General features: G+C 65.3%; 28 protein-coding genes and 1 pseudogene. 13 read left to right on the top strand and 16 right to left on the bottom strand.

Annotated features, from left to right (window positions below; translation table 11 throughout):
• Nucleotides 1–43 precede the first annotated feature (43 nt).
• The gene (locus G6N59_RS06895; RefSeq protein WP_138231439.1) at nucleotides 44–1096 is read left to right on the top strand and encodes a CaiB/BaiF CoA transferase family protein; all 1053 of its coding nucleotides are present in this window, start codon (nucleotides 44–46) and stop codon (nucleotides 1094–1096) included.
• Here G6N59_RS06895 and G6N59_RS06890 read toward each other — a convergent pair.
• Nucleotides 1084–1398, bottom strand: coding sequence for a 2Fe-2S iron-sulfur cluster-binding protein (locus G6N59_RS06890; RefSeq protein WP_138231438.1), 315 nt, complete (start codon nucleotides 1396–1398; stop codon nucleotides 1084–1086). The genes G6N59_RS06895 and G6N59_RS06890 overlap by 13 nt on opposite strands.
• Nucleotides 1399–1499: 101 nt before the next feature.
• Here G6N59_RS06890 and G6N59_RS06885 point away from each other — a divergent pair, with 101 nt between their 5' ends.
• Genes G6N59_RS06885 through G6N59_RS06870 form a run of 4 tightly spaced genes read left to right on the top strand, consistent with a single transcriptional unit; the run spans nucleotide 1500 to nucleotide 5517 of the window.
• Nucleotides 1500–2864, top strand: coding sequence for a class I adenylate-forming enzyme family protein (locus G6N59_RS06885; protein ID WP_138231437.1), 1365 nt, complete (start codon nucleotides 1500–1502; stop codon nucleotides 2862–2864).
• Nucleotides 2849–3664 carry an acyl-CoA dehydrogenase family protein gene (locus tag G6N59_RS06880; protein WP_138231436.1) on the top strand — a complete coding sequence of 272 codons (816 nt, stop codon included), beginning with the start codon at nucleotides 2849–2851 and terminating at the stop codon, nucleotides 3662–3664. The genes G6N59_RS06885 and G6N59_RS06880 overlap by 16 nt, the downstream gene beginning before the upstream one ends.
• A complete protein-coding gene (locus G6N59_RS06875) occupies nucleotides 3651–4751 on the top strand; it encodes an acyl-CoA dehydrogenase family protein (protein ID WP_138231435.1) in 1101 nt (366 codons plus the stop codon). Before G6N59_RS06880 ends, G6N59_RS06875 begins: the two co-directional genes overlap by 14 nt.
• A 1-nt stretch (nucleotide 4752) precedes the next feature.
• Nucleotides 4753–5517, top strand: a complete 765-nt coding sequence (locus G6N59_RS06870; protein WP_138231434.1) for an enoyl-CoA hydratase/isomerase family protein — start codon at nucleotides 4753–4755, stop codon at nucleotides 5515–5517.
• A gap of 62 nt (nucleotides 5518–5579) precedes the next feature.
• On the opposite strand, the gene G6N59_RS06865 is transcribed toward G6N59_RS06870, so the two are convergent.
• Nucleotides 5580–6344 (bottom strand): SDR family NAD(P)-dependent oxidoreductase, encoded by a 765-nt coding sequence (locus G6N59_RS06865; RefSeq protein ID WP_133762074.1) that lies wholly within the window; start codon nucleotides 6342–6344, stop codon nucleotides 5580–5582.
• 86 nt (nucleotides 6345–6430) lie between these two features.
• Here G6N59_RS06865 and meaB point away from each other — a divergent pair, with 86 nt between their 5' ends.
• Nucleotides 6431–7300, top strand: a complete 870-nt coding sequence (meaB, locus tag G6N59_RS06860; RefSeq protein WP_138231433.1) for a methylmalonyl Co-A mutase-associated GTPase MeaB — start codon at nucleotides 6431–6433, stop codon at nucleotides 7298–7300.
• Here meaB and G6N59_RS06855 read toward each other — a convergent pair.
• Nucleotides 7297–7857 carry a TetR/AcrR family transcriptional regulator gene (locus G6N59_RS06855; protein ID WP_138231432.1) on the bottom strand — a complete coding sequence of 187 codons (561 nt, stop codon included), beginning with the start codon at nucleotides 7855–7857 and terminating at the stop codon, nucleotides 7297–7299. The two genes, meaB and G6N59_RS06855, sit on opposite strands and share 4 nt — an antisense overlap.
• Nucleotides 7858–8012: 155 nt before the next feature.
• Between G6N59_RS06855 and G6N59_RS06850 the strand changes: the two genes are divergently transcribed.
• Genes G6N59_RS06850 through G6N59_RS06830 form a run of 5 tightly spaced genes read left to right on the top strand, consistent with a single transcriptional unit; the run spans nucleotide 8013 to nucleotide 10725 of the window.
• Nucleotides 8013–8648 (top strand): hypothetical protein, encoded by a 636-nt coding sequence (locus G6N59_RS06850; protein WP_138231636.1) that lies wholly within the window; start codon nucleotides 8013–8015, stop codon nucleotides 8646–8648.
• Nucleotides 8645–9385: a hypothetical protein gene (locus G6N59_RS06845; RefSeq protein ID WP_138231431.1), complete on the top strand. Its 741-nt coding sequence runs from the start codon at nucleotides 8645–8647 to the stop codon at nucleotides 9383–9385. Before G6N59_RS06850 ends, G6N59_RS06845 begins: the two co-directional genes overlap by 4 nt.
• 3 nt (nucleotides 9386–9388) lie before the next feature.
• Nucleotides 9389–9958 carry a cytochrome c oxidase subunit 3 gene (locus G6N59_RS06840; protein WP_138231430.1) on the top strand — a complete coding sequence of 190 codons (570 nt, stop codon included), beginning with the start codon at nucleotides 9389–9391 and terminating at the stop codon, nucleotides 9956–9958.
• A gap of 1 nt (nucleotide 9959) precedes the next feature.
• Nucleotides 9960–10229, top strand: a complete 270-nt coding sequence (locus G6N59_RS06835; protein ID WP_138231429.1) for a cytochrome C oxidase subunit IV family protein — start codon at nucleotides 9960–9962, stop codon at nucleotides 10227–10229.
• The gene (locus G6N59_RS06830) at nucleotides 10219–10725 is read left to right on the top strand and encodes a nuclear transport factor 2 family protein (protein WP_138231428.1); all 507 of its coding nucleotides are present in this window, start codon (nucleotides 10219–10221) and stop codon (nucleotides 10723–10725) included. Before G6N59_RS06835 ends, G6N59_RS06830 begins: the two co-directional genes overlap by 11 nt.
• On the opposite strand, the gene G6N59_RS06825 is transcribed toward G6N59_RS06830, so the two are convergent.
• Genes G6N59_RS06825 through G6N59_RS06810 form a run of 4 tightly spaced genes read right to left on the bottom strand, consistent with a single transcriptional unit; the run spans nucleotide 10722 to nucleotide 14225 of the window.
• Nucleotides 10722–11789, bottom strand: coding sequence for an NAD-dependent epimerase/dehydratase family protein (locus G6N59_RS06825; protein WP_138231427.1), 1068 nt, complete (start codon nucleotides 11787–11789; stop codon nucleotides 10722–10724). The two genes, G6N59_RS06830 and G6N59_RS06825, sit on opposite strands and share 4 nt — an antisense overlap.
• A gap of 25 nt (nucleotides 11790–11814) precedes the next feature.
• Nucleotides 11815–12654, bottom strand: a complete 840-nt coding sequence (locus G6N59_RS06820) for a mycofactocin-coupled SDR family oxidoreductase (protein ID WP_138231426.1) — start codon at nucleotides 12652–12654, stop codon at nucleotides 11815–11817.
• Nucleotides 12655–12707: 53 nt separating this feature from the next.
• Nucleotides 12708–13508 (bottom strand): acyl-CoA thioesterase, encoded by an 801-nt coding sequence (locus G6N59_RS06815; RefSeq protein ID WP_138231425.1) that lies wholly within the window; start codon nucleotides 13506–13508, stop codon nucleotides 12708–12710.
• 60 nt (nucleotides 13509–13568) lie between these two features.
• Nucleotides 13569–14225 (bottom strand): TetR/AcrR family transcriptional regulator, encoded by a 657-nt coding sequence (locus G6N59_RS06810; RefSeq protein ID WP_138231424.1) that lies wholly within the window; start codon nucleotides 14223–14225, stop codon nucleotides 13569–13571.
• Between the two features lie 162 nt (nucleotides 14226–14387).
• On the opposite strand from G6N59_RS06810, the gene G6N59_RS06805 reads away from it, so the two are divergent.
• Nucleotides 14388–15560, top strand: coding sequence for an acyl-CoA dehydrogenase family protein (locus tag G6N59_RS06805; RefSeq protein ID WP_138231423.1), 1173 nt, complete (start codon nucleotides 14388–14390; stop codon nucleotides 15558–15560).
• Between the two features lie 195 nt (nucleotides 15561–15755).
• Here the strand turns inward: G6N59_RS06805 and G6N59_RS06800 are convergent, their stop codons facing one another.
• From G6N59_RS06800 to G6N59_RS06760, 9 genes and pseudogenes are all read right to left on the bottom strand, one after another.
• Complete coding sequence (locus G6N59_RS06800; RefSeq protein ID WP_163911932.1) at nucleotides 15756–16994, bottom strand: HNH endonuclease; 1239 nt, start codon at nucleotides 16992–16994, stop codon at nucleotides 15756–15758.
• 87 nt (nucleotides 16995–17081) lie between these two features.
• A pseudogene (locus tag G6N59_RS06795) lies at nucleotides 17082–17377 on the bottom strand (helix-turn-helix domain-containing protein); the annotation flags it as partial.
• Between the two features lie 174 nt (nucleotides 17378–17551).
• Nucleotides 17552–18361 carry an acyl-CoA dehydrogenase family protein gene (locus tag G6N59_RS06790; protein WP_138231385.1) on the bottom strand — a complete coding sequence of 270 codons (810 nt, stop codon included), beginning with the start codon at nucleotides 18359–18361 and terminating at the stop codon, nucleotides 17552–17554.
• A gap of 2 nt (nucleotides 18362–18363) precedes the next feature.
• Nucleotides 18364–19476 carry an acyl-CoA dehydrogenase family protein gene (locus G6N59_RS06785; protein WP_138231384.1) on the bottom strand — a complete coding sequence of 371 codons (1113 nt, stop codon included), beginning with the start codon at nucleotides 19474–19476 and terminating at the stop codon, nucleotides 18364–18366.
• Nucleotides 19473–19889 (bottom strand): nuclear transport factor 2 family protein, encoded by a 417-nt coding sequence (locus G6N59_RS06780; protein WP_138231383.1) that lies wholly within the window; start codon nucleotides 19887–19889, stop codon nucleotides 19473–19475. The genes G6N59_RS06785 and G6N59_RS06780 overlap by 4 nt, the downstream gene beginning before the upstream one ends.
• Nucleotides 19876–21087, bottom strand: coding sequence for a metal-dependent hydrolase family protein (locus tag G6N59_RS06775; RefSeq protein ID WP_138231382.1), 1212 nt, complete (start codon nucleotides 21085–21087; stop codon nucleotides 19876–19878). The genes G6N59_RS06780 and G6N59_RS06775 overlap by 14 nt, the downstream gene beginning before the upstream one ends.
• Nucleotides 21088–21090: 3 nt before the next feature.
• The gene (locus G6N59_RS06770) at nucleotides 21091–21429 is read right to left on the bottom strand and encodes a hypothetical protein (RefSeq protein WP_138231381.1); all 339 of its coding nucleotides are present in this window, start codon (nucleotides 21427–21429) and stop codon (nucleotides 21091–21093) included.
• Nucleotides 21422–22738: an aromatic ring-hydroxylating oxygenase subunit alpha gene (locus G6N59_RS06765; RefSeq protein ID WP_138231380.1), complete on the bottom strand. Its 1317-nt coding sequence runs from the start codon at nucleotides 22736–22738 to the stop codon at nucleotides 21422–21424. The genes G6N59_RS06770 and G6N59_RS06765 overlap by 8 nt, the downstream gene beginning before the upstream one ends.
• 4 nt (nucleotides 22739–22742) lie before the next feature.
• The gene (locus G6N59_RS06760) at nucleotides 22743–23273 is read right to left on the bottom strand and encodes a carboxymuconolactone decarboxylase family protein (protein ID WP_138231379.1); all 531 of its coding nucleotides are present in this window, start codon (nucleotides 23271–23273) and stop codon (nucleotides 22743–22745) included.
• A gap of 204 nt (nucleotides 23274–23477) precedes the next feature.
• Here G6N59_RS06760 and G6N59_RS06755 point away from each other — a divergent pair, with 204 nt between their 5' ends.
• On the top strand, nucleotides 23478–24755 hold the full coding sequence (locus tag G6N59_RS06755; protein WP_138231378.1) for an amidohydrolase family protein: 1278 nt from the start codon (nucleotides 23478–23480) through the stop codon (nucleotides 24753–24755).
• Nucleotides 24756–24760 lie beyond the last annotated feature (5 nt).

The following is a 24760-nucleotide window of genomic DNA, read 5'->3' as shown; positions in this document are numbered from 1 at the left end:
TTTTCGGCGAAATCACCCCGCAAACCGTAATCTCGGCGCCGAAATGAATGGTCCTCTCGCCGGTATCCGGATTCTCGAGGTCGGCGTCATGCTGGCCGGCCCGTACGCCACTATGCTGCTGGCGGACCTGGGTGCCGAGGTGATCAAGATCGAGCCGCCCGGTGGCGAGATTTCCCGGCAGGTCGGCGACAGCTATTTCGCCAGCCTGAACCGCAACAAGACCAGCATCTGTCTGGACCTGGCGTCGGAGGCCGGCAAAGCCAGGCTCGGTGAGCTGGTCGCCGAATCCCATGCGCTGCTGGTGAATATGAAGCCGTCGGTGATCCGCCGGCTGGGCCTGACCTATGAGGCGCTGTCGCGCTTCAACGAGAAGATCGTCTGCGTGGCGATGACGGGCTTCGGGCTCAACGGTGGCGACGACCCCGCATTCGACTACGTCATCCAGGCGGCGACCGGCGTCGCGGCGATGACCGGTGACCCGGACGGGCCGCCGACGCTGCCGGGCTATTCGTCGGCCGACAACTCGACGGGTATGGCTGCGGCGCTGGGGCTGCTCGCCCAGATCGTCTCCGGTCGCGGCGGTCAGGTCGAGGTCTGTCTGCGCGATGTGATGCTGTCGCAACTGAACTACCGTGCGGCAGCGTATCTGAACGACGGTACCCACCCGCGTCGCCACCCGAACGGCGCCCACTCGTATTACGTTCCGGCGCAACTCTTCGAGACCGCAGACGGGTATCTGGCGCTGTTCATCACCCATGACGGATTCTGGAAATCGTTTGTCGCCGAGGCAGGTTTCGGCGACGGCGATCAGATTCCGTTCGCGACCATGGCCGAACGGGCCGCGCGCCGGGATGAGGTGCTGGCGGTGGTCGAGAAGGTTTTGGCCACCGATACCGCCGCCGGCTGGGAGAAGCGGCTACGGGCACTGGGGATTCCCACGGCCGCGGTCCGCACGTTGCCCGAGGCGCTGGAAGCGACTCCGGAAGTCATCGTCACCGCAGGGGATTTCCGCTTGATCGGCAGCCCGATCAAGGTGGCGGGTTACGACCCGCGGTACCGGCCGCCGCTGGCCGCTGAGTCGGCTCAGTCTTCATAGCGCACGGTCACCGACGCGGTGTCCGGCACTGCCTGACAGGTCAGCACGTAGCCCTCGGCAACCTCGTCGTCGTCGAGAGCCTCGTTGTTGCGCATGGTCGCACGGCCCTCGGTCAGCCGGGCAATGCAGGTGCCGCAGTTGCCGGCCTCACAGGAGAACGGCGGCGCCAGCCCGGCCCGCCGCGCGCTGTCGAGCAACGTTTCGTCGCCGACGCGGTCCACCGACACCTGCTGCCGGTCGAGGTGGATGGTGATCGTGCCCGCGTCCATGCCGGTCTGAGCCGTCGTCGTGGCTGGCCGCATCGGTGTCCTATCGTCGCGTATTGTCGTTCTAACTATAGGAGAATATGATTCTCGGTATCAACCGGAGAACTTCTCACGACCGAGAAAGGGGCGGGCACGACGTGGCTGACGGTGCGGTGCTCGCCTTCGACCAGCGGGAGTACAGCCGGGTGGAGCTCGACGCTCTCGCCGGCGGGATGGCAGCCGAGTTGGCCGAACGCGGCGTCGGAGCCGGTGACCGTGTCGCGGTGATGTCCTCGACCCGCCCGGAGTTCGTCGTCGCGCTGCACGCCATCTGGCGTCTGGGCGCCGCTGCGGTGCTGCTCAGTCCGGCCTGGCGACATGCCGAGGTGCAGCACGCGCTCGCGTTGACGGCGCCTTCGCACGCGGTAGGCGACTGCTCCGTGCTGGCCGAGCTGATGCCGATGGTGCACCTCGACGAGCCGATCGCTCCGGGTGAACTGTCTGGCAGCATGCCCGCGCCGGATTCCGACGCCGTCCTGGCCTTCAGTTCTGGCACCACCGGGATGCCCAAGGCCGTCCGCCATACGCACCGCGGGCTTGCTGCTGCGGTGCGGCAGTGGCGCGCCGCGCTCGGTTTGTCCGCCACGGACCGCCTGCAGGTGATGACACCGCCGTCGCACATCCTGGGCCTACTCAACATCATGACGGTGTTGGACGCGGGTGCGTGGGTCCGGTTGCACCCGCGGTTCGACGTCGAGACCATGCTGCGGCACATTGAATCCGACCGGATCACCATCGAAATGACCGTGGCGCCAATTGCATTGGCCCTCGCGGCCCACCCGCGGCTGGAAACCTACGATCTCTCGTCGCTGCGGTATCTCATGTGGTGCGCGACGCCGGTGACCGCGACGGTGGCCGAGGACGTCACGCGGCGCACCGGCGTGGGCTGGGTGACCGCCTACGGGGCAACGGAATTGGTCGTCATTGCGTGCGATGACCTCAGCGGTGGAGAGCTCGATACCGTGGGGAGGCCGGTGCCCGGCGTCGAGGTGCGCATCGGGGAGTCGGGGGAGATTCAGGTGCGCTCGGAAGCGGTGATGGCCGGCTACCTGCCTGCGGAAGAAACGTCGAGCGTTATCGTCATTGGCTGGTTCCACACCGGAGACATCGGACATCTCGATGAGTCCGGGCGATTGCGGATCACCGACCGCTGCAAGGAAATGGTCAAGGTGCGGGGCTTCCAGGTGGCGCCCGCGGAGATCGAGGCAGTCCTGCACTCGCACCCGGCCGTGGCCGACTGCGCGGTGTTCGGGCTGCCCGACGCGCACGACGGCGAGACGGTGGTGGCCGCAGTTGCCACGAACGCCGCGGTCTCCGATAGCGAATTGGTGGACTTGGTCAGCGACAGGCTGGCCTCCTACAAGCGGCCGAGCCGCATTGTGTTCGTACCCGAAATTCCGCGGCTGCCTTCGGGGAAGGTGTTGCGCCGAGTGCTCAAGGAGCGCCTGTGGACGTCCGTCTGACCGCCGAACAACGGCAACTCGCCGAATCGGCAGCTGAATTGGCCGCTGACTTCGGCCTGCACTCCGTCGCCGATCTCGACGACGCGAATCGTCGCGCGCAACTGGAGAAGGCCGTCGACAGCACCGGTTTCCGGACCCTGCGATCCGACGGGGCCTCCGGCGTCGAGGTGGCCATCGTCGCGGAGGAGTTCGCCCGCGGACTCGTCGACGTGCCATTCCTGGGTCCAGTGCTGGCCGACGATGTGCGGCGGGTGCTCGGCCGCGATCCGGCAGACGCCGGCGCACAACCGGATTCGGTCGACCTGCTGGGTGGCATCTCCGGTGTGGTCGAAGCGCCGCCGGAGCTCAGCGAGGTGTCGGCCGAGGATGCCGGCCGGTGGCATGCGCTCGCCCTCACCGTCACGTGCGCCGATCTCGTCGGCGCCGCACGCGGGGCGCACGCGCTTGCCGTCGACTATGCCAAGGTGCGCGAACAGTACGGCGCTGCCATCGGCTCCTACCAGGCCGTCGCGCATCTCCTGGCCGAAAGCCTCGCGCTCATCGAAGGATCGGTCAGCGTGCTGCGACACGCCGCCTGGGCTGTCGACGCACTGCCCGCAACTGAGGCGATCGAGGCGGCGCGCATCGCCAAGATCTATTGTGCGCGTGCGGCATTGACGGCCTGTGAGACGTCGATCCAGGTGCACGGCGGCATCGGCAACACCTGGGAATGTCTGGCGCACGTGTACCTGCGCCGTGTGCTGACGGCTACCGAACTGTGGCCGGCCAAGTTGGAGGAGCTGACCATTGGACTTTCGTGACTCGCCGGAGGAAGCCGCCTTTCGGGACCGGCTTCGCGCGTGGCTGACCGAGCAGAAGGGTAGGTTCCCGACCTCGGGCGACGAGTACTGGGCTGCTCAGGGTGATTGGCACCGCGCGCTCTACGGTGCCGGCTTCTTCGGCACGTCGTGGCCGAAGGAGTTCGGCGGCCAGGAGCTGCCGCCGGTGTACGACGTGATCGTCGACGAGGAGATCGCCAAGGCGGGCGCGCCGGCGCGGCCGAGCCTCGGCTACCTCGTGGTGGGACTGGGCCATCACGGCAGCAAGGAACTGCAGCAACGGTTTCTGCCCGGGATGATCAACGGCACGCAGCGATGGTGCCAAGGGTTCTCGGAGCCCGGGGCCGGTTCGGATCTCGCGTCGCTGACCACGACGGCGACTCGGGACGGCGACGAGTACGTCATCCACGGGCACAAGGTCTGGACGAGCTATTCCGATGTGGCCGACTGGTGTCTGGTGCTGGCACGCACGGACAAGGCTGAAGCCAAGCAATTGCCCAAACATAAAGGCATCTCGGCGTTCATCGTCTCGATGCACCAGCCCGGCATCGAGCAGCGGCCGTTGAAGATGATCAGCGGTGTCACCAAGGAATTCGGCCAGGTGCTGTTCGACGGCGCGCGGGTGCCGGCGGAGAACATGGTCGGCGCGCCGGGGGAGGGCTGGAAGCTGGCGATGACGGTCGTCAGCCACGAACGTGAGCCCTCGACGCTGGGCTTCTCGGCACGCTACGGAAAGCTGGTGCGGCAGTTGGCCGCCCGGGTCGACGGCACCCCGCCGGAGGCGCTGTCCTGGGCGTGGGTGCAGACCGAGATGCTGCGCCTGCATGTGCGCAGGCGGTTGTCCGAGCAACTCGACGGCATCACCCACGGACCGCAGGGCTCCCTGGACAAGCTGCTGATGACGTGGACCGAACAGTCCGTCGGCCATGCGGCGCTGGCGACCGTGGGTACCGGCGACCCCGAACTGTTCGGTGCCTACATGTACAGCCGTGCGCAGAGCGTGATGGGCGGCACGTCGCAGATTCAGAAGAACATCATCGCGCAACGCATTCTGGGATTAGGAGTCTGACTTGTACGGCATGCCAACGGAAATCGACGTCCGCGCCGACGGTCCGCTGCGGATCATCACGCTGAACCGCCCGGACGAGCTCAATGCGGTCAACGACCCGCTGCACGTTGGGCTGGCAAGTATCTGGGAGGCACTCAACGAGGACGCCGATGCCCGCGTCGCGGTGATCACCGGTGCGGGCCGAGCCTTCTCGGCGGGTGGCGACTTCAACTATCTCAACGAGCTGCGCAACGATGAGGCGTTGCGGCAGAAGACCATCAAGCACGGCCGTGACCTCGTGATCGGCATGGTCCGATGCCGTATCCCGGTCATCGCCGCGGTCAACGGGCCGGCCGTCGGCCTCGGGTGCAGCCTGGCCGCGCTGTCGGACATCGTCTACATGGCCGAGAATGCGTTCTTCGCCGACCCGCACGTGCAGATCGGCCTTGTCGCCGCCGATGGCGGTCCGCTCGTCTGGGGATCACAGATAAGTCTGTTGCAGGCCAAGGAGTTTGCGCTGACCGGTGTGCGGATCAAGGCGGCCCGCGCCCTCGAGCTCGGCCTGGCCAATCACGTCGTCGCCGACCCGGTGGCCGAGGCCATCGCCTGCGCCAAACAGCTCGCCGAGCTTCCCAATCAGGCTGTCGAGGCCACCAAACGCCTGATGAACATCCAGTTGGAGCGTTCGGTGATGGCGTCACTCGACTATGCGAACCTCGCCGAGTACGTGTCCTTCGGCACCGCCGACTTCAACAAGATCGTCGACGGACTGATCGCCAAGGGGTAGTCGCGGTATCAATGTGGGGTTCACGCGACCGGCGTGAACCCCACATTCCATTGAGCAGTCGATTACCGCGGCGGGAAGCGCAGCGCGCCGTCGAGGCGGATGACTTCGCCGTTGAGGTAGTCGTTTTCGATGATGCTCTGGGCCAGCTGTGCGTACTCGGTCGAGCGGCCCATCCGCTTGGGGAACGGGATCTGCGGGGCCCAGTATTTCTCGAGCTGGTCGGCCGACTGACCGTAGGCGGGGGTGTTGATGGTGCCCGGCGCGATGCTGACGACCCGGATGCCGAGAGGTGACAGGTCACGCGCGGCCACCAACGTCATGCCGAGTACGCCACCCTTGGCGGCGGAGTACGGCAGCTGGCCGATCTGGCCTTCCATGCCGGCGATGGACGCGGTGTTGATGATGACGCCACGGGCGCCTTCCTCGAGCGGGTCGGTCTTGGCGATGGCGGCGGCTGCCAGGCGCATCACGTTGAACACCGCGGTCAGGTAAAACTTGATGGTCGTCTCGAAGCCGTCCAGTCCGAGCGGCGAACCATCTTTGCCGATCAGCCGTCCGCCCGCCGCAGGACCGCCGTGCGTGTCCACCGAAATGCGCAGTGGACCAAGCGATTCAGCCTCCGCGATGGCGGCCTGTACCGATTCCTCGGAGGTGGCGTCGGTGTGGACGTAGCGGATGCCCAGCTCGTCCTGGAGCGCCTTGCCCTTGTCGTCGGCGACGTCGGCGACGACAACCTTTGCGCCTGCCGTGACGAGGCGCCGCACCGTCGCTTCGCCGAGCCCGCCGGTGCCCCCGACGACGATGGCCGAACTTCCGCTGATCTCCATACCGCCTACCCTTCGTGCAAGGAATACTCTCTTTAGTGGAGAATAACATTCTCAATCAAGGGGGTCGGTCGGATAGAGTTCGGACGATGACGATCGATGAGCTCATCGCGGCGGCTCGCGGCGGTTCCCTCCGCGCGGCCGGCCGGCTGCTGAGCATGGTCGAGAGTGCGCGCCGGACTGAGGTTCTCGATGCCCTCGGCGCCGCGACTCCGCTGCGGGTGCTGGGTGTCACCGGGCCGCCCGGTGCGGGGAAGTCGACGACCGTCGGGGCACTCGTCGGGGCGTACCGAGAGCAGGGGATGCGGGTGGCGGTGCTGGCTGTCGACCCGTCGTCGCCGTACAGCGGCGGCGCGCTGCTGGGTGACCGGATCCGGATGGCCGCCCACATCAATGATCCGGATGTGTTGATTCGATCGGTCGCCACCCGCGGCCACCTCGGCGGTCTGGCTGCCGCGGTGCCGGCCGCCATCAGGGTGCTCGCCGCGCTGGCCTATGACCTGATCGTGCTCGAAACCGTTGGCGTGGGACAGTCGGAGGTTGAAGTCGCCGCCATCGCGGACCCGACGATCGTGATCCTCAACCCCGGCGCCGGCGATGCGGTGCAGGCCGCCAAGGCCGGTCTGCTCGAGGTCGCGGATATTGTCGTCGTGAACAAGGCCGACCGGGACGGCGCCGACCAGACGGTCCGCGATCTACGTGCGGAAACCGCGGTCCCGATCCTCAAACTCGTTGCCGCGCAGGGGCGGGGGCTGTCCGAACTGGTCGACGCGATCGATGCGCATCACCGGGCCGACAGTCCGGCCCGCCGGACCGCGCGCGCCCGGGCGCAGATTCTGTCGTTGGCGCTCACCCGCCTGCGGGGCCACCCCGATCTCGACCGGCTCGCTGAAACGGTGGCGAGCGGTGGTGACGATCCATATTCGGCCGCCGAGCGACTGTTCGCCGGCGATACCTAGAGGCCCAGCATCCGCCGCGTCATCTCGAGGAGTTGTGCCCGCAGGGTGTCGTCGTCGATGTCGGCCACCAAAGGGTGCATCACCGCCACGCTGATCGCGCTCGACAACATCGCCGCGTGCAGCCTGGCGGCGACGCCGTCGTCGGTGCCGAGCAGCGCGCCGTACAACCGCTCGACGAACCGCTGAAACGGTTCGTGTTCGGCCTGCAGGCGGATGATGACGGGGTCGAATTGCAGTACGTTCACCGCGCCGCGGCGGTCGATGGCCAGGTCGATCACCCTGTCGAGCAACACGTCCCGGGCCTGGGTGGCGTGGCCGGTCGCCTCGGCGGCGTCAAGTGCGTCCTCCAGCTTGCCGAGTTCGCGCTCGGTGATGGCCACGACGATTTCTTCCTTGGTCTTGAATTGTTTGTAGACCGCGGCTTTCGTCACGCCCATGGTGTCGGCGATCATCTGCAGCGAGGTGCCGCTGACCCCGTGCTCGGCGATCAGGGTCAGCGCAGCGTCGAGCACGCGGGTCTGCGCCGCGCTGCGCGTGATCTCGCTGAATCTCCCCACGTGTCACAGCGTAACTGAGGATTGACCACCAGGTTGCCGATCGGCTACCGTCCGAAGTAGCCGATCGGCAACCGATCGGTGGATGGAGGGAGTCCCCGGTGGACTTACGGCCCCAATGGATAAGCCTTTGGCTGGTGCCGGTTTTCGGCGCCATCATGGCGGTGGCGTTCGTTGCCTTCCCGGGCTTTCTGCCGCCGATGCCGCCGAGCCTGACGGCAGTACAGGTTGCGGACTTCTACGCCCAGCACACGGCAGCGATCCGGTTCTCGATGGTCACCTTCAACCTGTGCGCGATCATGCTGATCCCGTTCTTCATGACCATCGCCGTACAGATGAAGCGAATGTCGTTGCCCAGCCACGTCTTGGCGTACAGCTACATCGGGGCGGCCTCGACGGGTGCAACGCTGTTCGCCATCGCCGATATCTTCTGGCTGATCGCTGCCTACCGTCCCGGCCGGGACCCACAGCTGATCCTGCTGCTCAACGACATGGCCTGGCTGGTGTTCACCGCGCCGGTGGGGGCTGTCGTGGTGATGAATCTCGCCCTGGCGCTGGCGGTTTACCTCGACCAGCGACCGGTACCGATCTTCCCGCGCTGGGTGGCGGGATTCAACGTGCTCATCGCCGCCGCCATGGCCCCCGCGGTGGGTGCGGTGATCGTCACAGCCGGACCGTTCGCCTGGAACGGCGCCGTGTCGTTCTGGCTGCGACTGGGCGCATTCTGCCTGTATCTCGTCGTGATGTTCGTGGTGGTGCGGTCGGCGATCAGCGCTCAGGCGGGGGAGCCATGACGCTGGCCCCAGCGTGGACCGCCCCGGCGTGGACCCGGAAGCCGAAGATCGACCAGTGGATCGCGTGGTGGACCATCCCGGTCTTCTACAACATCTTCGGCCTCATCTTCGTGGTGCTGACGCGCGTGATGCCACCGCCGCGGCCCGACATCACGTCAGCCCAGATCGTGCAGTTCTTCGTCGACCACTCGCTGACCATCCGGGTCGGCTTCGCGCTGCTGATGTTCTTCATCGGTTTCGCCAGCGTCGCGAATGGGCTGATCGCACAACAGATCAAACGGATGTCGGTGAGTCCCGTCTTCGCCTACGCGTACATCGGCTCGCTGGTGGTCGGCGGGCTGCCGGGCTGCCTGATTCCGGCGTTCGCGTTCGTGGCGGCGGCGCTGCGGCCCGACCGTGATCCGCAGATCATGGTGATGCTCTACGACTGGTGCCTGTTGTCATTCGTCGGATCGCTGGGATGCTTCTGCACCCAGAACATGGTGCTGGCGTTGGCGATCTTCCTCGACCACAACAACGTGCTGCCGAAATGGCTTGCCTACATGTCGATCTGGATGATCGTGACCGAACTGCTCGCCAGCCCCGTGTTTGTCTTCCGGTCTGGACCGTTGGCCTGGAACGGGTCCATCAGCTTCTACCTCGGCACAGTGGTTTTCGTGGTGTGGGAGTTCTGCATGATCCGGCTGCTCTACGTGGCCATCAAGAATCAGTCGCCGAGCGAACAGGTCCAGGACTGAACCATGGCGCACACCTCTGCGACTTCAGCGACAAAGCACCTGCCCGCCAATAAGGACCTCTGGGTCTTCGTCCTGGGCGACTTCGTCATCTTCGGCAGCTACTTCGTCATCTTCATGATTTCCCGCCACCACGAGCGCGACCTGTTCATCGAGTCGCAGCGGCACCTCAGCCTGAACATCGGTGTGGTCAACACGCTGGTGCTGCTGGCCAGTTCGTGGTTCGTGGCGCGCGCTGTGCAGGTGGCCCGCGGCGGCGACTTCGAGCGGGCCCGGAAACTGACCATCGGCGGTGGGCTGTGCGGGGTGGTGTTCATGCTCGTCAAGGCCTACGAGTGGTCGGCGAAAATCGCTCAGGGACATACTTTTCCGAGCAACAGCTTCTTCATGTACTACTACATGCTCACCGGCGTACACCTGTTTCACGTTGCCATCGGCCTGGTGTTCCTCGCCGTTGCCTACGCCGAACTGGGTAATCGCCAACGCGTCGAGCCGGTCGAGACCGGTGCGACCTACTGGCACATGGTCGACCTGCTCTGGGTCGTCATCTTCGCGCTGCTCTATGTGATGAGGTGAGATGACTGCTGCCGCACGCACCACCGCGGTCTGGGCCGGACTGTCGATGATCACGGTGGTGTCCTGGTTCCTGGCTCCGGCCCGTCACACGGAGCCGGTCGCCGCGAGCACGCCGATAACCATCGGGGTGCTCGTGTTGGCGATCATCAAGACCCGCCTGATCATCCAGGAGTTCATGGAGGTGCGGACCGCACCTGTGTGGCTGAAACTGGCAACCGATGGCTGGCTCGTGGCACTGTTCGGTGCGATCGTTGTCATCTATGTCTGGTGATCGCACGACCGACCCGGCGGCCTGGGCCGACATCGAGGCCATCAAGCAGCTGAAGGCCCGGTACTGCCGGCTGCTCGACACCAAGGACTGGGTGGCGTGGCGGCAGCTGTTCACGGACGACTTCGTGAGTGACACCAGCCAGGCGGGCGGCAAGATCATCTGCGGTGCGGATGAATTCGTGGTCTTCCTCCGGCGGACACTGGGTAAGCCGTCGCAGCCGACCGTGCATCAGGTCCACGCGCCGGAAATCGAGCTGACGTCACCGTTGACCGCCAGTGGCGTGTGGGCGCTGAACGACGTGGTGCGGCTCGCTCCCGGGGTGAACCTGCAGGGCTACGGTCACTACCACGAAACGTACGAGAAGGTCGACGGGCAGTGGCGGATCAAGACGTCCACACTGACGCGATTGCGGGAAGACGTGTTCAATGCTGTCTTCTCGGTGCGGATCTCGCCCCGAGTACGCGACGCTGCCGGCCGTTGGTTCCCGAGCCGCTAACCGTCGACCAACGGTTCGCCCCACCGTGCCCGGATGGCGCCCCACGGGTCGGTATACGGGCCAGGCCGGCCGCGAAACGCGTCATTGCGCTTCATGGCCGCGCGCGCCAGCGGTGCGGCCAAACGCAGGGGATATCGACGCCAGCCGACCTCCCGCCGGTAGTCGGCGATCATCTGGTCCCATGAAACATGTTGGAATCCAAGTGCTTCCTGTGCCCTGCTGGTGTCCATCCAGTCGGCAGCCGGGTACCAGTCGTCGTCGCTGTCGGGATTGCCGGGCCGGCTGGGCGGCGGCGCATCGCCCAGCCCTGCGGCACGCATCATCGCCGCAGTGACCTCCCAGTTGGCGATCTTGTGGGACTCATCGCCTGCGACCAAAAGGATTTCACCCACGATGTCTGCCGTAGTGGCCGCGGCGAGGGCCCACGCCGCATCGCGCGCATCGACGGTGTGCAGTCGGCTGTCGGCGGGCAGCAGACTGGAAAAGTAGGCATTGTCGGTCCCCATCCCCATCGCGCCGGGTTCATGGCTCAATACGCCGCCCAGCCTCAGCACCGTCCAGTCCAGCCGTGACGAGCGCACGATCCGTTCGGATTCGGCCTTCTGCCGTCCGTAGGCGTCGTATGGGCGCAGGGGAGTATCGGCGCGCACCAACTCCTGGCATCGATGGGGATTGCGAGGGCCGTACACACTCATGCTCGACGCATGCACGAATCGTGGCGGCTCCGGCAATGCCTCTGCCGCGCGGACCACGCTCTCGGTGGCCTCGACGTTGACACGGCGGGCGAAGCCGGGGTTCCGGTAGATGTCCGGCGGGATGACCGCTGCCAGATGGACGATCGCGGCAGGCGTCACTGCCGCGATCATCCGGCGTGTTGCGTCGCCATCGGTGAGGTCGGCCCAGTGCACCGTGACGTTGGGCGGAAAGCGCCGTGCGGCTTTGCGATTCGCCTTCGAGTCGCGGCTCGTCGCCACCACCGGCCGGCCCGACGCCGCGACGCGCAGCACCGTCTGCCTGCCCACCAGGCCGAAGGCGCCCGTGACCAGTACGGCGTCGGACGTCATTGTCCGGACCCCTGGGAGACGCTCGCTACTTCAGGCAGCTACCGCCGTCGACCGGCAAGGTGACGCCGGTGATGAAGCGGGACTCGTCGGAAGCCAGGAACAGCACCGCGTTGGCAATGTCCTCGGGTTCGACCCAGCCGATCGGCAACGTGTGCATCAGCTGCGCGACGATCTTCATGTCGTCGGGGCCCGGGTTCTCCAGATCCGGGCGGAACAGCTTCATGGTGCCCTCGTTCATGAACAGCGGGGTGTTCACGTTGGTCGGGTGCACCGAGTTGACCCGGATATTGTGCTGGCCGAGTTCGACGGCGAACGTGCGCATCAGCCCGACGACGCCGTGCTTGGCGGCGATGTAGTGTCCGGTGTGGGGGTAGGCCTTGAGCCCGCCGACAGAACTGGTCAGGATGATCGATCCGCCACGGCCACCGGAAAGTACATGCGGCACTGCGGCTTTTACCGTCTTCCAGACGCCGCTGAGGTTGACGTCGATCATGTCGGTCCAGTCGGTCTCGCTGGTCTTGTCGAGGGTGTCGCCGCCATTACCGATGCCGGCGTTCGCGATGATGATGTCCAGTCGGCCCAGTTCTTCGACACCGGCGTCGACCGCAGACTTGAGGGCGTCGAAGTCCCGCACGTCGACCTCAGCGGTGAAGATGCGGCGGCCCTTGTCCTTGACCAGCGCTGCGGTCTCCGCCAGGTCCTCCCGGGTGGACGGCGGGATCGGGGTGTTCTCGACGATCGACTTGCAAACGTCGACCGCGATGATGTCTGCGCCTTCCTCGGCGAGCCGGACCGCGTGGGCTCGACCCTGGCCGCGGGCCGCTCCGGTGATGAACGCGACCTTGCCTTCAACTCTTCCGGTCATGTGGTGCCTCAATTCCGTACTAGCAGTGGATATTTACCGTCTTGGGGCCGGCGCTACAGCCGGAGAAGAGCTTCTTGCGCGTAGGAGGCGACCAGTACGCCTTCGGCAGTCAGGATGTCGCCGCGGCCGAAGCAGCGGCCGCGTGCGGCCAGTGGGCTGTGCTGACGCAGCAGCAGCCAGTCATCGGTGCGGAACGCGCGATGGAACCACAGCGTGTGTGACGTCACCGCGGACGTGAAGGCGGTGCCGTTGCCACGTTGGCTCAGGCCGTCGAGCGGGCGGATGGCGGTGCCGATCAGCGTCAGGTCCGTGGCGTACGCGGCCAGCGCCGGGGCGAACTCGGCGTCGACAGCGGGGGTGCGCATCCAGAGCGAGTACTCGGCCGGCCCCACCGCGGTCGTGTCGAGGCTGTCTGCGGAGCGGGTCTCCCACGGGATCAGATCGATCTTCGCCTCGTGCTCGGGACCGAGAACGGTTGGGACGTCACCGACGAACTGCTGATCGTGTCCGTCCTCGGGGGCGTGCATCGAGATCGAGGCCGTCGCGACCGCGCCCTTGCTCTGCGAGGCGACGATTGACAGCGTTGCGAACGAGCGGCCCTCGTGGTGGCGCGTCACCTGGTAGGTGATCGGCTCGTCGGCTCGGCCTTCGCGGGGAAAGACCGTGTGGATGGATTTGATCGCCTTACCGGGCGTGGACAGGCAGGCCGCGCGGACGAACTGTCCGAGTAGTTGGCCGCCGAAAACCCGGTGATACTCCAGTGTCTGGTTACGCCCGACGAAGATGTCGGCGTCGTCAGACGACTGCGGAGCCAGATACAGGCAATCGAGAAGATCGGTCCACAGGTCGGGCACCTACGCAGTGTAAGTCAAATTCTTGAAAGTGAGAACCCTATTCTCACTTTTGCGGGATTCTCACTTTTGTGCGGCGAAACCGTTCGCCAGGAAGTCCCAGACTTCGTCGGTGGTGATGGGATGCGTGGTTGCGTCGTCGGTGCCGCCGCTGGATTGCGCGATGAACATCACCGTCTGCATGGTCATTGCCGCCATCCGCCGGGGGTTGACCGTCGAGCGCAGTTCGCCTGCAGCGCTGGCACTTTCCATCAATTCGGTGAGCAATGCGAGCAGGGGTGCGTGGGCGATCTTCACCTCGGCCGGATGGGTGACCAGCAGCCGGGGTGCGAAGTCGGTGAACAACGGACGCTTGGCCAGGGGATCGGGGCGGCACAGTTCGTAGAGCAACTCGACCGCGATCTTCAGCCGCTGCAGGGGGTCGGTCTCGGTCTCGGTGGCGGCCCGAATCTGGTCGGCCGAACGGCTCAGCGCATCTTCGAACAGTGCCAGGAGGAGTTCATGCTTGCCGTCGAACTGCAGGTAGAAGCTCCGCAGGGATTGGCGTGAGCGGTCGACGACCTCCTGGACGGTGAAGTCCGTGCTGCCCTTTTCGATGATGATCGATTGAGCTGCGTCCAGGAATCGTTGGACGCGTTGCGCCGCCCGGAGTTTCGCCGTCTTGATGGAGCGTTCGACAGCGCGCTGCTTCCAGGCGGGATCTTCCGTCGGGCTGGTCACCGTACACCCATGTCATCAGCGGAGAACATGCATGAACTGTACCTGAGAAGGGCCTGGTAACTGTTCGTCACGGGCCTTCTCATACTCCGTGTCAGAGATTGTAACTGTCTCATGCGGAGAATGGTATTCTCATGTGCTGCCTGCTGGAAGGGGTTTGCTGAGATGCAGTTGACGTTCGATGCGGATGTTGAGGCCTTCCGATCCGAGTTCATCGACTTTCTCGAAGCGCATCTGCCATCGGAGGCCGAGTCCGTCGAACGGCCTCGGTCGACCGCGCACATCCCGGACTGGGCGCGCCGCTGGCAATGTCTGCTGTTCGACAATGGCTGGCTGCTGCCCGGCAATCCTCCGGAGTTCGGCGGACGCAACGCCACCTTGTTGCAGCAGTACGTGCACCAAGAGGAGATGTCCAAGCGCCGGATTCACCACAGCTTCAACCCGCAGGGTGTCGGCATCATCGCGGCGTCGCTGCTGACGTTCGGCACTCCGGAGCAGAAACGGCATTGGGCCATACCGATTCTGCGCGCCGCGATGACCGCCGCGCTGGGCATGAGCGAGCCGGGTGCGGGATCAGACCTTGCGTCCCTGTCCACGCGTGCAGTCCGCGACGGCGATCACTTCGTGCTCAATGGGCAAAAGGTGTGGACCTCCGGTGCGCACGACGCGGACGTCATCCTGACGTTCGTCCGAACCGATCCCGACGCACCCAAGCACAAGGGCATCAGCGTGCTGATGGTGCCGACCGACACCCCGGGCGTCGTGCGGCGGCCGTTCGCCTCCGCGTGTGACGTTGACGATCTCGACTTCAACGAAGTGTTCTTCACCGACGCCCGGGTGCCCGTCGAAAATCTCGTCGGGCCCCTGAACGAGGGCTGGCGGGTCGCCAATGGGTCACTGGGCCACGAGCGCACGATGTTGTGGATGGGGTTCGCCGACCGGCTGCAGGACTTCGTGGCGGACATCAAGCCGGCGACTGAGCGGGACCGGTCTCGGTTCGCCACCTTGGTGATGGACAACGTAGCGCTGCGTTGCCTCGGGTCGGCCGCGCTGGCTCGTTCCGCGCGCGGCGAAGACGATGTGGCGCGGATGTCGGTGCTGAAACTCCTTGGCTCCGAGGCGGTGCAGACTGCCTCTGAACTGGCCATGGATGTCGCGGGTTCGGACGCCCTCACCCACCCGGCCATGACGTCCCCGCATGTGCCGCTGAACCTCGACCCGCATGCCGGCAGCTGGTTCGACCGCTACGTCCGCAGCTTCGCCGGCACCATCGCCGGTGGTACCTCGGAAATCCAGCGCAACATCATCGCGCAGCGAGTGCTCGGGTTGCCAAGGTAGGGGATGCCAAACACGTTGGCGCGGAGGTCTTTGCGACGACCCGCTGCGCCCGTTGCCGCGTGCGGCTTCAGCAGGATTGGCGAAGCGGCCGAATTCGACTGATACTGACACACATCGCTACCGGATGTCGAGCGGCAGCTACAGCCAGGGTCACTGTTGAGTTGTCAAGGTGCGCAAAAGGTTCGAGGTTGCGGGTTACGCAGCCACGTCGAGTCGCAGGGTGCGTCGGTTGTAGGTCGGGATGGGCCTGCGGTGTGGGTCGACGGTGGCTGGTGGGATGAGCCAGGGGTGTTTGTCCAGTCCCATGACGACGTCCCAGCCGTCGTGGTGGATGTTGGCGTGGCAGGCCGGGCACAGCAGGCACCCGTTGTTCAGGCTGGTTTCACCGTCGTGGGTCCAGTGCACGATGTGGTGGGCATGGGTGCGCCCGGGCGGCGCACCGCATTTGATGCAGCATTGATCCCGCAGATACAGCGCTTTGCGCAGATGCGCCGGGAACAGGCGTTTGTCCCGACCGACATCGAGTGGTACCTGCTCGCCGTCCACGATCACGGTCGTCACGGCGGTGTCGCAGGTCAGCCGGTCCAGGGTCAGGGTGCTGATTGATCCCATGAACGCCAACTCCGCCAGGTCCGGGGTGTCGGCGGGCACCGTCACCAACAGCTGGGTGCGCGGCGCGGACGCGATATCGCCGCCGCGGGCCGCGATATCCAACACCGCCTCCAGAGCGTCCGCGCGTCGCCTCCCCGCGGAGCGGGTGTCGGGGCTGCCGTCGGGTTCAGGGCGGGGTGCGGACAGCTCATCCATCGCGGCCGCGAGCTTGGCGCCCACTTCGGCGTCCAGATCCGCGCGCACCTGTAGCCGGCCGTCGCTGGTCACTCGGTGGTCGACTGTGTTGATGGACCGGTCCTCGGCCGCGGGCAGACCCCCAGTCGCGGCGGCGTGCCGGTTGCCGAGCCGGCGGGCCCGAGCACCGATCTCCGCCGGGGTGGCCCCGGAGAAGAACTGTCCGAGAAGATCCGTGACCTGACCGAACCGGGCCTCCTCGTCCGGCGGGTCGGGGGAGCGTGCCGCGATGTGGTTGACGCCCTTGACGATCGCGTCGACATGTTCCCCCGAGATCGCGCCGTCGCCGGCATGTGCGGCCAGGGTGGGCAGTGCCGGCAACGCAGCAGCGACCCGTACCAGCCGCTCGGCGACCGCGGGTGCGCACCCCAGCGCGATCAGCAGCTCCCGCGGCGTCCGCCCCTGCGAGGCGGCCACCCCACGCCGATCCAGGGCGCCCGCCACTGTTGCCGCTAGATGATCAACCACGTTCTGCAGCACGGCAAGCATGCGCATCGACTCCAACGCGTCATCTCCAGCCAGGTCGTCGGGGACGTGCACGCCTCGGATGGCGTCGAGGCTGGTGGTGAGACGCTGCGTGATTCCCATACCCCATTTTATCGAACAAACATTCGAACAACAAGGGCGGATTTCCGGTGTGCGGTGGTGATGTATCAGGACATCGGTGACAGTTCTGATCGGCCCGTGGTCCAGCCCGGACTGCTCGAGCGCGGCACGCACCTTGGTGGCCTGTTCGTTGACCTCATCATCGAGCGTCGACGGGCTCGACTTCGGCCGTCGTGTCCGGGGTTCGAGCGCTGCAGCGTGCTCCATCGGTCTTGGCGCGGTTACGCAAGGCGTAGAACGACTTTCGCGAGATTCCATAGTCGGCGCAGAACGTCGAGACCGCCCCGCGGGGCGCGCGCGTCATCAGGCCACTGCGCGATCGCCAGACGGACACGAGGATCGATCGGTTCATGAACAGCCACCACCCGAGCCTGTGGGCGGAAGTGTCACGACCAAGACCTCCGGAACTGTCACCGATGTCCTGATGCAGAACTATCACCGAAGTCCTGATACATCACAATTTCCGGGCCCGGTAGCGCAAGTGGCGTTAGTTACCTACTGTGACCGGCGCAAACAAAGTGACCAAAGCTCTTTGGAGACTAGAGCTGAGCCAGCCGCGGGGCCGAGCCCCGAGCCCGTAGTCCGCCTCCGGCCTTCTTGGTGAGTTCCCTTGAGCTGCCCAGTAATCCGTCGAGTACCAGCACGCGCTTCACGTGGTGGTGCAGATCGTGCTCTGCGGTGAACCCGATACCGGCGAGCACCTGTTGGCAGTTCCTCGCCGCCGTCAGGGCCGCCTTGCCGGCCGCAGCCTTGGCGAGCAGCGCGACCAGGTCGGGGCTGCCCGAGATCGGCAGCGCCAGAGTTGCTTCGGCGCCTTCGATGGCGACGAGCGTCTCGGCGAGCCGGTGGCGGATCGCCTGAAACCCAGCGATCGGTCGGCTGAACTGCACCCGATCCAGCGCATGCTGACGGGCCAGCGACAGCATGCCCCGGGCTGAGCCGACCAGCCACCAGCCCACGGCGATCCGGGCTTCGGCGACGCGGATGGGATAGCCCTCGTCCTCGCGTCGCAGCGGCAACCCGCCGAGTGTCGGGTCGAGGCTCGCGGCGCTGCGGTCCCACACGACCCAGGTATTGCCTGCATACGGCAGCGGCAGTGCCACGGTGTCGCCGATGGTGTTGCCGGTGGCATGTAGCACGACGTCCATGAGAATCGAAGCGTGCGAACCGGTTTCGCCGAGCAGGCGGAACACCATCGGTACCGCCACGTCGGCCATGTCGGTGAGCATCTCGGCCCAACCGAGCTCGATGAGCGTCGCATCCAACTCGGGGCCGGACGACGTCAGCATCGTCTTGCGTAGGGTGTCTTCCAGCAGCGCGAGGGACTCGGCGTCAAGATGTGCGGACATGGTCACTCCTTCCCCAGATCGAGCAGCCGACGGGCGATGATGTTGCGCTGCACTTCGGCGGTTCCCCCGTAGATGGTGGCTGCTCGTGAGTACAGATACTCGGTGCGCCAGGGGGTTTCGTCGAGTTCGACGACCCCGGGCAACAGATCGCGTGCGGCGTCGTACAGCCGCTGCTCGGCGGCGGCCAGTAGCACCTTGTCGATCGACGTGTCCGGGCCCAGCTTCTGTCCCTTGGCCAGCCGGTGCTGGGTGGCTCTGGACCGGCAGCGCAGCGTATGCAGGGCCAGAAAGACTTCGCCCAGATCGGAATCTACGGGCTGGCCCTGATTCTTGACCTCCTGAATCAAGGCGTCGAACCGCGAATACAGGTAGGCGATGCGCTGCCAGAAGCAGGTCGAACGCTCGTAGGGGAGGAGGTCCATCGCGAGTTGCCAGCCGTCGCCGGGCATGCCGAGCATGCGGCTCGCGTCGACCTCGACGTCGTCGAAGTAGACCTCGCAGAACTCGTCCACGTCGTGCATGGTGCGCAGCGGCCGCACCGTGATGCCAGGCGAGTCCATGTCGACGAAGAACGCCGTAATGGCTTGGTGGTTGGGGGTCTCGGCGTCGCCGGTCCGGGTCAGCAGGATGCATCGGTGCGAGTACTGCGCGAAGCTCGTCCACACCTTCTGGCCATTGACGATCCATTTGCTACCGCGCCGCACGGCCCGGGTTGTCAACGACGCTAGGTCACTGCCCGAGCCCGGTTCGGAAAACCCTTGGCACCATTGCTCTTCACCGCTGAGCAGCTTGGGCACCATCTCCGCGGCCAACTCCGGCGACGCGTAGTCGATCATCGTCGGAGCCAGGACTTCGAGCATCGAGTACGGCCCGGGCTCGGCGAGCCGGCGGCCGACGACTTCCTCGCCGACGACGGCCCGCAGCATCGCCGGACCACCGAGCCCGCCGGCGTGCTCGGGCCAGCCGTAGCGGCTCCAGCCGGCGTCGTACAGCGCCTTCTGCACGCGCGCGAACTGGCGGATGTGCCCTTCCAGCGAGTGGTCGGGCCCTGGGGTGAGGTCGGTTTCGTCGAGCCAGGTGGACAGCTTGGCGCGGAACTCGGCTACCTCGGTCACGGGCGGGGGCGACCTACCGCGTGCGGCCGCCCGGAGTCGTGTTCACCACTGCGGCGGATGAAAGTCATTGCCCTGGTGCGTAATCGCCAGCCGTTGTCGGTGCGAACGTAGGTGTCGCGGTAGTAGCCGATCCGCATGTCGTGGGTGGAGTGCTCGACGAAGCACAGGGGCTGGGTTCCCGTCGCGGCGTCGCCATCGAGGTCGACGAGCGCGGTCCCGGTCATGAACAGGCCTTTGGGTGCTGCATCGACCAATTCGGGGAACCGGTCCAGTGGGTAGGTGTCGCCGAACGCGCTGTAGGTGCCGTCGGGAGTGAATACCGACACGAGGCCGTCGATGTCGCCTTGTGTGATGGTGACGGCGTACTTGGCGAGGAGCTGTTGGATCGCGACGATTTCGTCAGTTGTTGACATAGACCTTTCCCCCTTTCATCACGAAGCTGACGTGTTGCGTAACACTGATGTCGGACAACGGATCCGACGGCACGGCGATGATGTCGGCCAGCAGGCCCTCGGCGATCCGGCCGCGGTCGGTGACATTGAGCAGGTCGGCCGCGGTGGTGGTGGCGCCCCGTAGCACCGCCAGCGGTGGCAGTCCCAACTCGACGAGAGTGACGAGTTCGTCGGCGTTCTTGCCGTGCGGGATGGCCGGCGCGTCGGTGCCGACGGCAACCTTCACCCCGGCTTCGTAGGCGGCCAGGATCGACTTGCGGGCAATGGGGAACATTTCGGCTGCTTTGGCCTGCAGTTCGGGTGGGGCGTGCGAGACGTCCATGGCGTCGGCCAGACGTCGGGTGCTGACCAGGAAGGTGCCGTGCTCGACCATCGATGCGATGGCCTCGTCGTCGATCAGGAAGCCGTGCTCGATGCAGTCGATGCCGGCGTCGACTGCGTGCATGACCGCCTCGGCGCCGTGCGTATGTGCCGCGACGCGCAGGCCGCGCCGATGCGCCTCGTCGACGATCGCCCGCAGTTCCTCATCTGAATAGTGTTGTGCACCAGGCGGGCCGGTCATCGACATGACGCCGCCCGAACAGCAGACCTTGATCAGCTGTGCACCATGCTTGATTTGATAGCGGACCGCCTTGCGAATCTCGTCGACACCGTTGGCGATGCCTTCCTCGATGGTCAGCTCAAGCGTGTTGGGGGCGAACGCGGCGAACATCGTGGGGTCGAGGTGGCCGCCGGTCGGGGTGATGGCGTGGCCGGCCGGCACGATGCGTGGTCCGTCGATCCAGCCGGCGTCGATCGCCTTGCCCAGTGCGACGTCGAGCAGATAGCCACCGGTTTTGACGAACAGGCCGAGGTTGCGCACGGTGGTAAACCCTGCGCGCAGGGTGCGGCGTGCGTTGCCGACAGCACGCAGCACGCGCGTCGGCGGGTCGTCCTGTACCTGGGACAGGCCGGGGTTCTCGCCCCGCCCGCCCATCAGGAGGTTGACCTCCATGTCCATCAGTCCAGGCAGCAGGATCGCGTCGCCCAGATCGATGACCTCTCCTTCGACCGGACCGCCCACTCCCACAATCCGGTCGCCGTCGACCCGGACGATGCCGGGGCGAACGATCTCCCCGGCATCGACGTCAAGCAGCCCAGCGGCTTTCAGGGTGAGCACGGGTTAGACCACCGGCTCCTTGATGAGTTCGACCCACGCCGCCCCGCTGTCGAGGACGCGCGGCTGCTTCCACACCTCGACGGGAAAGGACACCATCACCACCGACTGCATGAGATGCATCAACCGTTTGGCGTCATCTGGCATGTCATGCAACGGGAATCGGGCGTCCAGGTAGACCATGACCTCTTCGAGCCGGGCCATCCCGACGTCGTAAAGGTCCTGCATCTCGTCCATGGTGGAGGCCAGACGTTTGGCGTAGCGCTCCGGCTCTGTTGCCAGAATCCAGTCGGAGAACCGCTCGAGATCGGCGAACTCTGCTGGAAGCAAGAGGGTCTCAGACATGTGCAACTCTCCCGTTGGTCTTCACGGACTGTTCGGACTGGTACTTGTCGACGTACTTGTGCGCGGTGTGGTGCAGGTGGCGCAGCAGAATCTCCTGATCGCACAACGGGAATTCGGTGACCGCCCGCGTGCCGATCTGGGTCTGGGTGGCCTCCAGGGTGTTGGCGTCCTGGAGTGCGTACTCCTTGAACGTCACCGCCGCCAACTCCTGGGACAGCCGCTGCCGCGTGTTCTTCGGCGGGACGAAGTAGAGGTTCGCCTCGAAGATGTGGCTGTCGACGCCCGTCGGCCAGTAGTTGTAGGTGAGATACCAACCCGGAACCCACAGCAGCAGGGTGAAGTTGGGGAAGAACTCGAAGGAGTCCTGGCCCCAGGTCTGCTGCCGGGCAGGGTTGACGGCCGGTGGAAGCTCTTCCGGCAGAATGCCTTTGATGTCGGGACGGTCCCATGGACCGAACAGGCCGCTGTGCAAAATCCGTTCGATCGGCTTGACCATGTTGAGGTCCTTGGGCGGGCTCATGCCGCCCCAGGACGAGATCATCGAATGGTCGCCCTTGATGTCGTAGTGCAGCGCCTCGAAGCCGACCTTGGCGAGCTTGTCGGCTTCTTCCTTCGTCGCCTGCTTCATGTGCAGAATCGGTGCGTGGTAGAACTCGACGAAGGCGTCGATGAACAGCTTCCAGTTCGCTTTGATCTCGGAGCGGTAGCTGTAGACCTCGGTCATCTCATGGAATGGATAGCCCTCCAGGCCTTTTGCGAAATCGCCGAGGTATTCGTTCAGCGGCGCGGCGTCGTCGTCGAAGTTGACGAAGATGAACCCCTCCCACACCTCGCAGCGCACCGGCTTGAGCGGGTAGTCGGCCTTGTCGACGTCGAAGAACTCCTGCTCCTGCTGGATGAACGTCAGGTCGCCGTTGAGCGCGTACCGCCAGGCGTGGTACTTGCAGGTGAACTGGCGGCAGGAGCCTGACACCTCCTCGCCCGGATAGTCGTTCCACACCAGCTTGTTTCCGCGGTGCCGGCACAGGTTGTAGAACGCCCGGACGGTCTCGACTCCGCCTTTCTCGTCCTTCACCACGATGATCGACGTACCGGCGCCCACCGACGGCATCTCCCTGGTGAAGTAGCTGCCCCTCTTCGGCAGCCGCTCGACGCGGCCCACATGCAGCCACGTCTTGCGGAAGATGGCCTGCTGCTCCAGCTTCCACTGCTCCGGATCGATGGAGTCGGTGTAGTCGACCGGCGCTGTGCCCAGTTCGGGCCAGTTCTCGGTCCAGCTGCCTGCAGCGGGTTTGGGGAAGTGGGCCATATGTTTACGTCTCCTGTTCTAGCTCTACGCCAAATGTGTTGAAAGCCATGGCCAGCGCCGCATACGAACCGATGGTGAACATCAGGTCCATGAGTTGACGCTCTTCGAGCCGCGTACTCAGCGCTGACCACGTGGCATCGGAAAGGTTGAACTTGTCGAGCAGTTCGTCGGCCGCGATCAGCACCGCTCGCTCGAAGTCGTCGCCGGCCTCGCCGCGGGTGATTGCGTCGATCTCATCGTCGGTCAGTCCCACCTGCCGGCCGATCTTGACGTGCTGGAACCATTCGTACTCGCTACCGGTCCGGTGTGCGACGCGCAGAATGGCGAGCTCGCGAACCCGCTCCGGCAGTGTCGAGGAGTACAGCAGATAGAAGCTGTACCGAAGGTAGGGCCTGGCGAGCTTCGGGTGCCGGGCAAGCGTGCCGATCAGATTGCTCACCCTTTCTGGATCGCGCTGCTCGTCCGATACGAGGCCTGCCAACGCTTTGTCGACCTCGTCGTCCCAGCGGTCTGCGGGAAGCGGGGGGAGGCGCATCAGGCTGGGTCCTCTCGTCGATGAGAATGTGATTCTCATTTCTGACTAATAGATTTGCACGTTTCGTCGCCGCGGTCAACGCCGGGCCGTATTCCGGCTGCCGTGTTGCCTGGTCGACTGGCGTTTGTGACTGTAGACGTTGATTCTCTCTCAACGAGAAGCTAGTTTTCATTGATAGAGAACTGAGCGGGAGGAAGGCGTGTAATGAACAAGGAAGACATGATCCTGATCAGCGTGGACGACCACCTGGTGGAACCGCCGGACATGTTCAAGAACCACCTGCCCGCCAAGTACCTCGATGACGCGCCCCGCCTCGTGCATAACGCCGACGGCAGCGACATGTGGAAGTTCCGCGATGTCGTCATTCCGAACGTCGCGCTCAACGCGGTCGCCGGCCGTCCCAAGGAGGAGTACGGGCTGGAACCGCAGGGGCTCGACGAGATCCGGCCGGGGTGCTACAACGTCGACGAGCGCGTCAAGGACATGAATGCCGGCGGCATCCTGGGCTCGATCTGTTTCCCGTCGTTCCCCGGCTTCGCGGGCCGGCTGTTCGCCACCGAGGACGAGGACTTTTCGCTGGCGCTGGTGCAGGCCTACAACGACTGGCACATCGACGAGTGGTGCGGCGCCTACCCGGCCCGTTTCATCCCGATGGCCATCCCGGTGATCTGGAATGCCGAGAAGTGCGCGCAGGAGGTCCGGCGCGTCGCCAAGAAGGGCGTGCATGCGCTGACCTTCACGGAGAACCCGGCGGCCATGGGATACCCCAGCTTCCACGATCCGTACTGGAACCCGCTCTGGGAAGCGCTGTGCGACACCGGAATGGTGATGAACATCCACATCGGCTCGTCGGGCAAGCTGGTCATGACCGCGCCGGACGCCCCGCTGGACGTCATGATCACCCTGCAGCCCATGAACATCGTGCAGGCTGCCGCCGACCTGCTGTGGTCGCGGCCCATCAAGGAGTACCCGGACCTCAAGATCGCGCTGTCCGAGGGCGGCACCGGGTGGATTCCGTACTTCCTCGAGCGTGCGGACCGCACCTACGAGATGCACTCGACGTGGACAAAGCAGGACTTCAAGGGCAAGGTGCCCAGCGACGTGTTCCGTGAGCACTTCCTGACGTGCTTCATCAGCGACCCCGTGGGTGTCACGCTGCGCAACAACATCGGCATCGACAACATCTGTTGGGAAGCCGACTACCCGCACAGTGACTCGATGTGGCCGGGTGCGCCCGAAGAACTATGGGACGTGTTGACCGCCAACAGTGTTCCGGACGACGAGATCAACAAGATCACCCATGAGAACGCGATGCGCTGGTACAACTTCGACCCGTTCCAGCACATTTCGCGTGAGCAGGCCACCGTGGGTGCGTTGCGCAAGGCGGCCGAGGGCCACGACGTGTCGATCCAGGCGCTCAGTCATCACGACGAAGGCGCTCGGGGTGACGCGCTGCACGCTGCTGCGGAGGCCAACAGTTGATCTCA

This window comes from Mycolicibacterium aubagnense (genome assembly GCF_010730955.1).
Classification (GTDB): Bacteria; Actinomycetota; Actinomycetes; order Mycobacteriales; family Mycobacteriaceae; genus Mycobacterium; species Mycobacterium aubagnense.
Note: the sequence above shows the minus strand (reverse complement) of the source record. Positions and strands in the feature narration are given on the sequence as shown.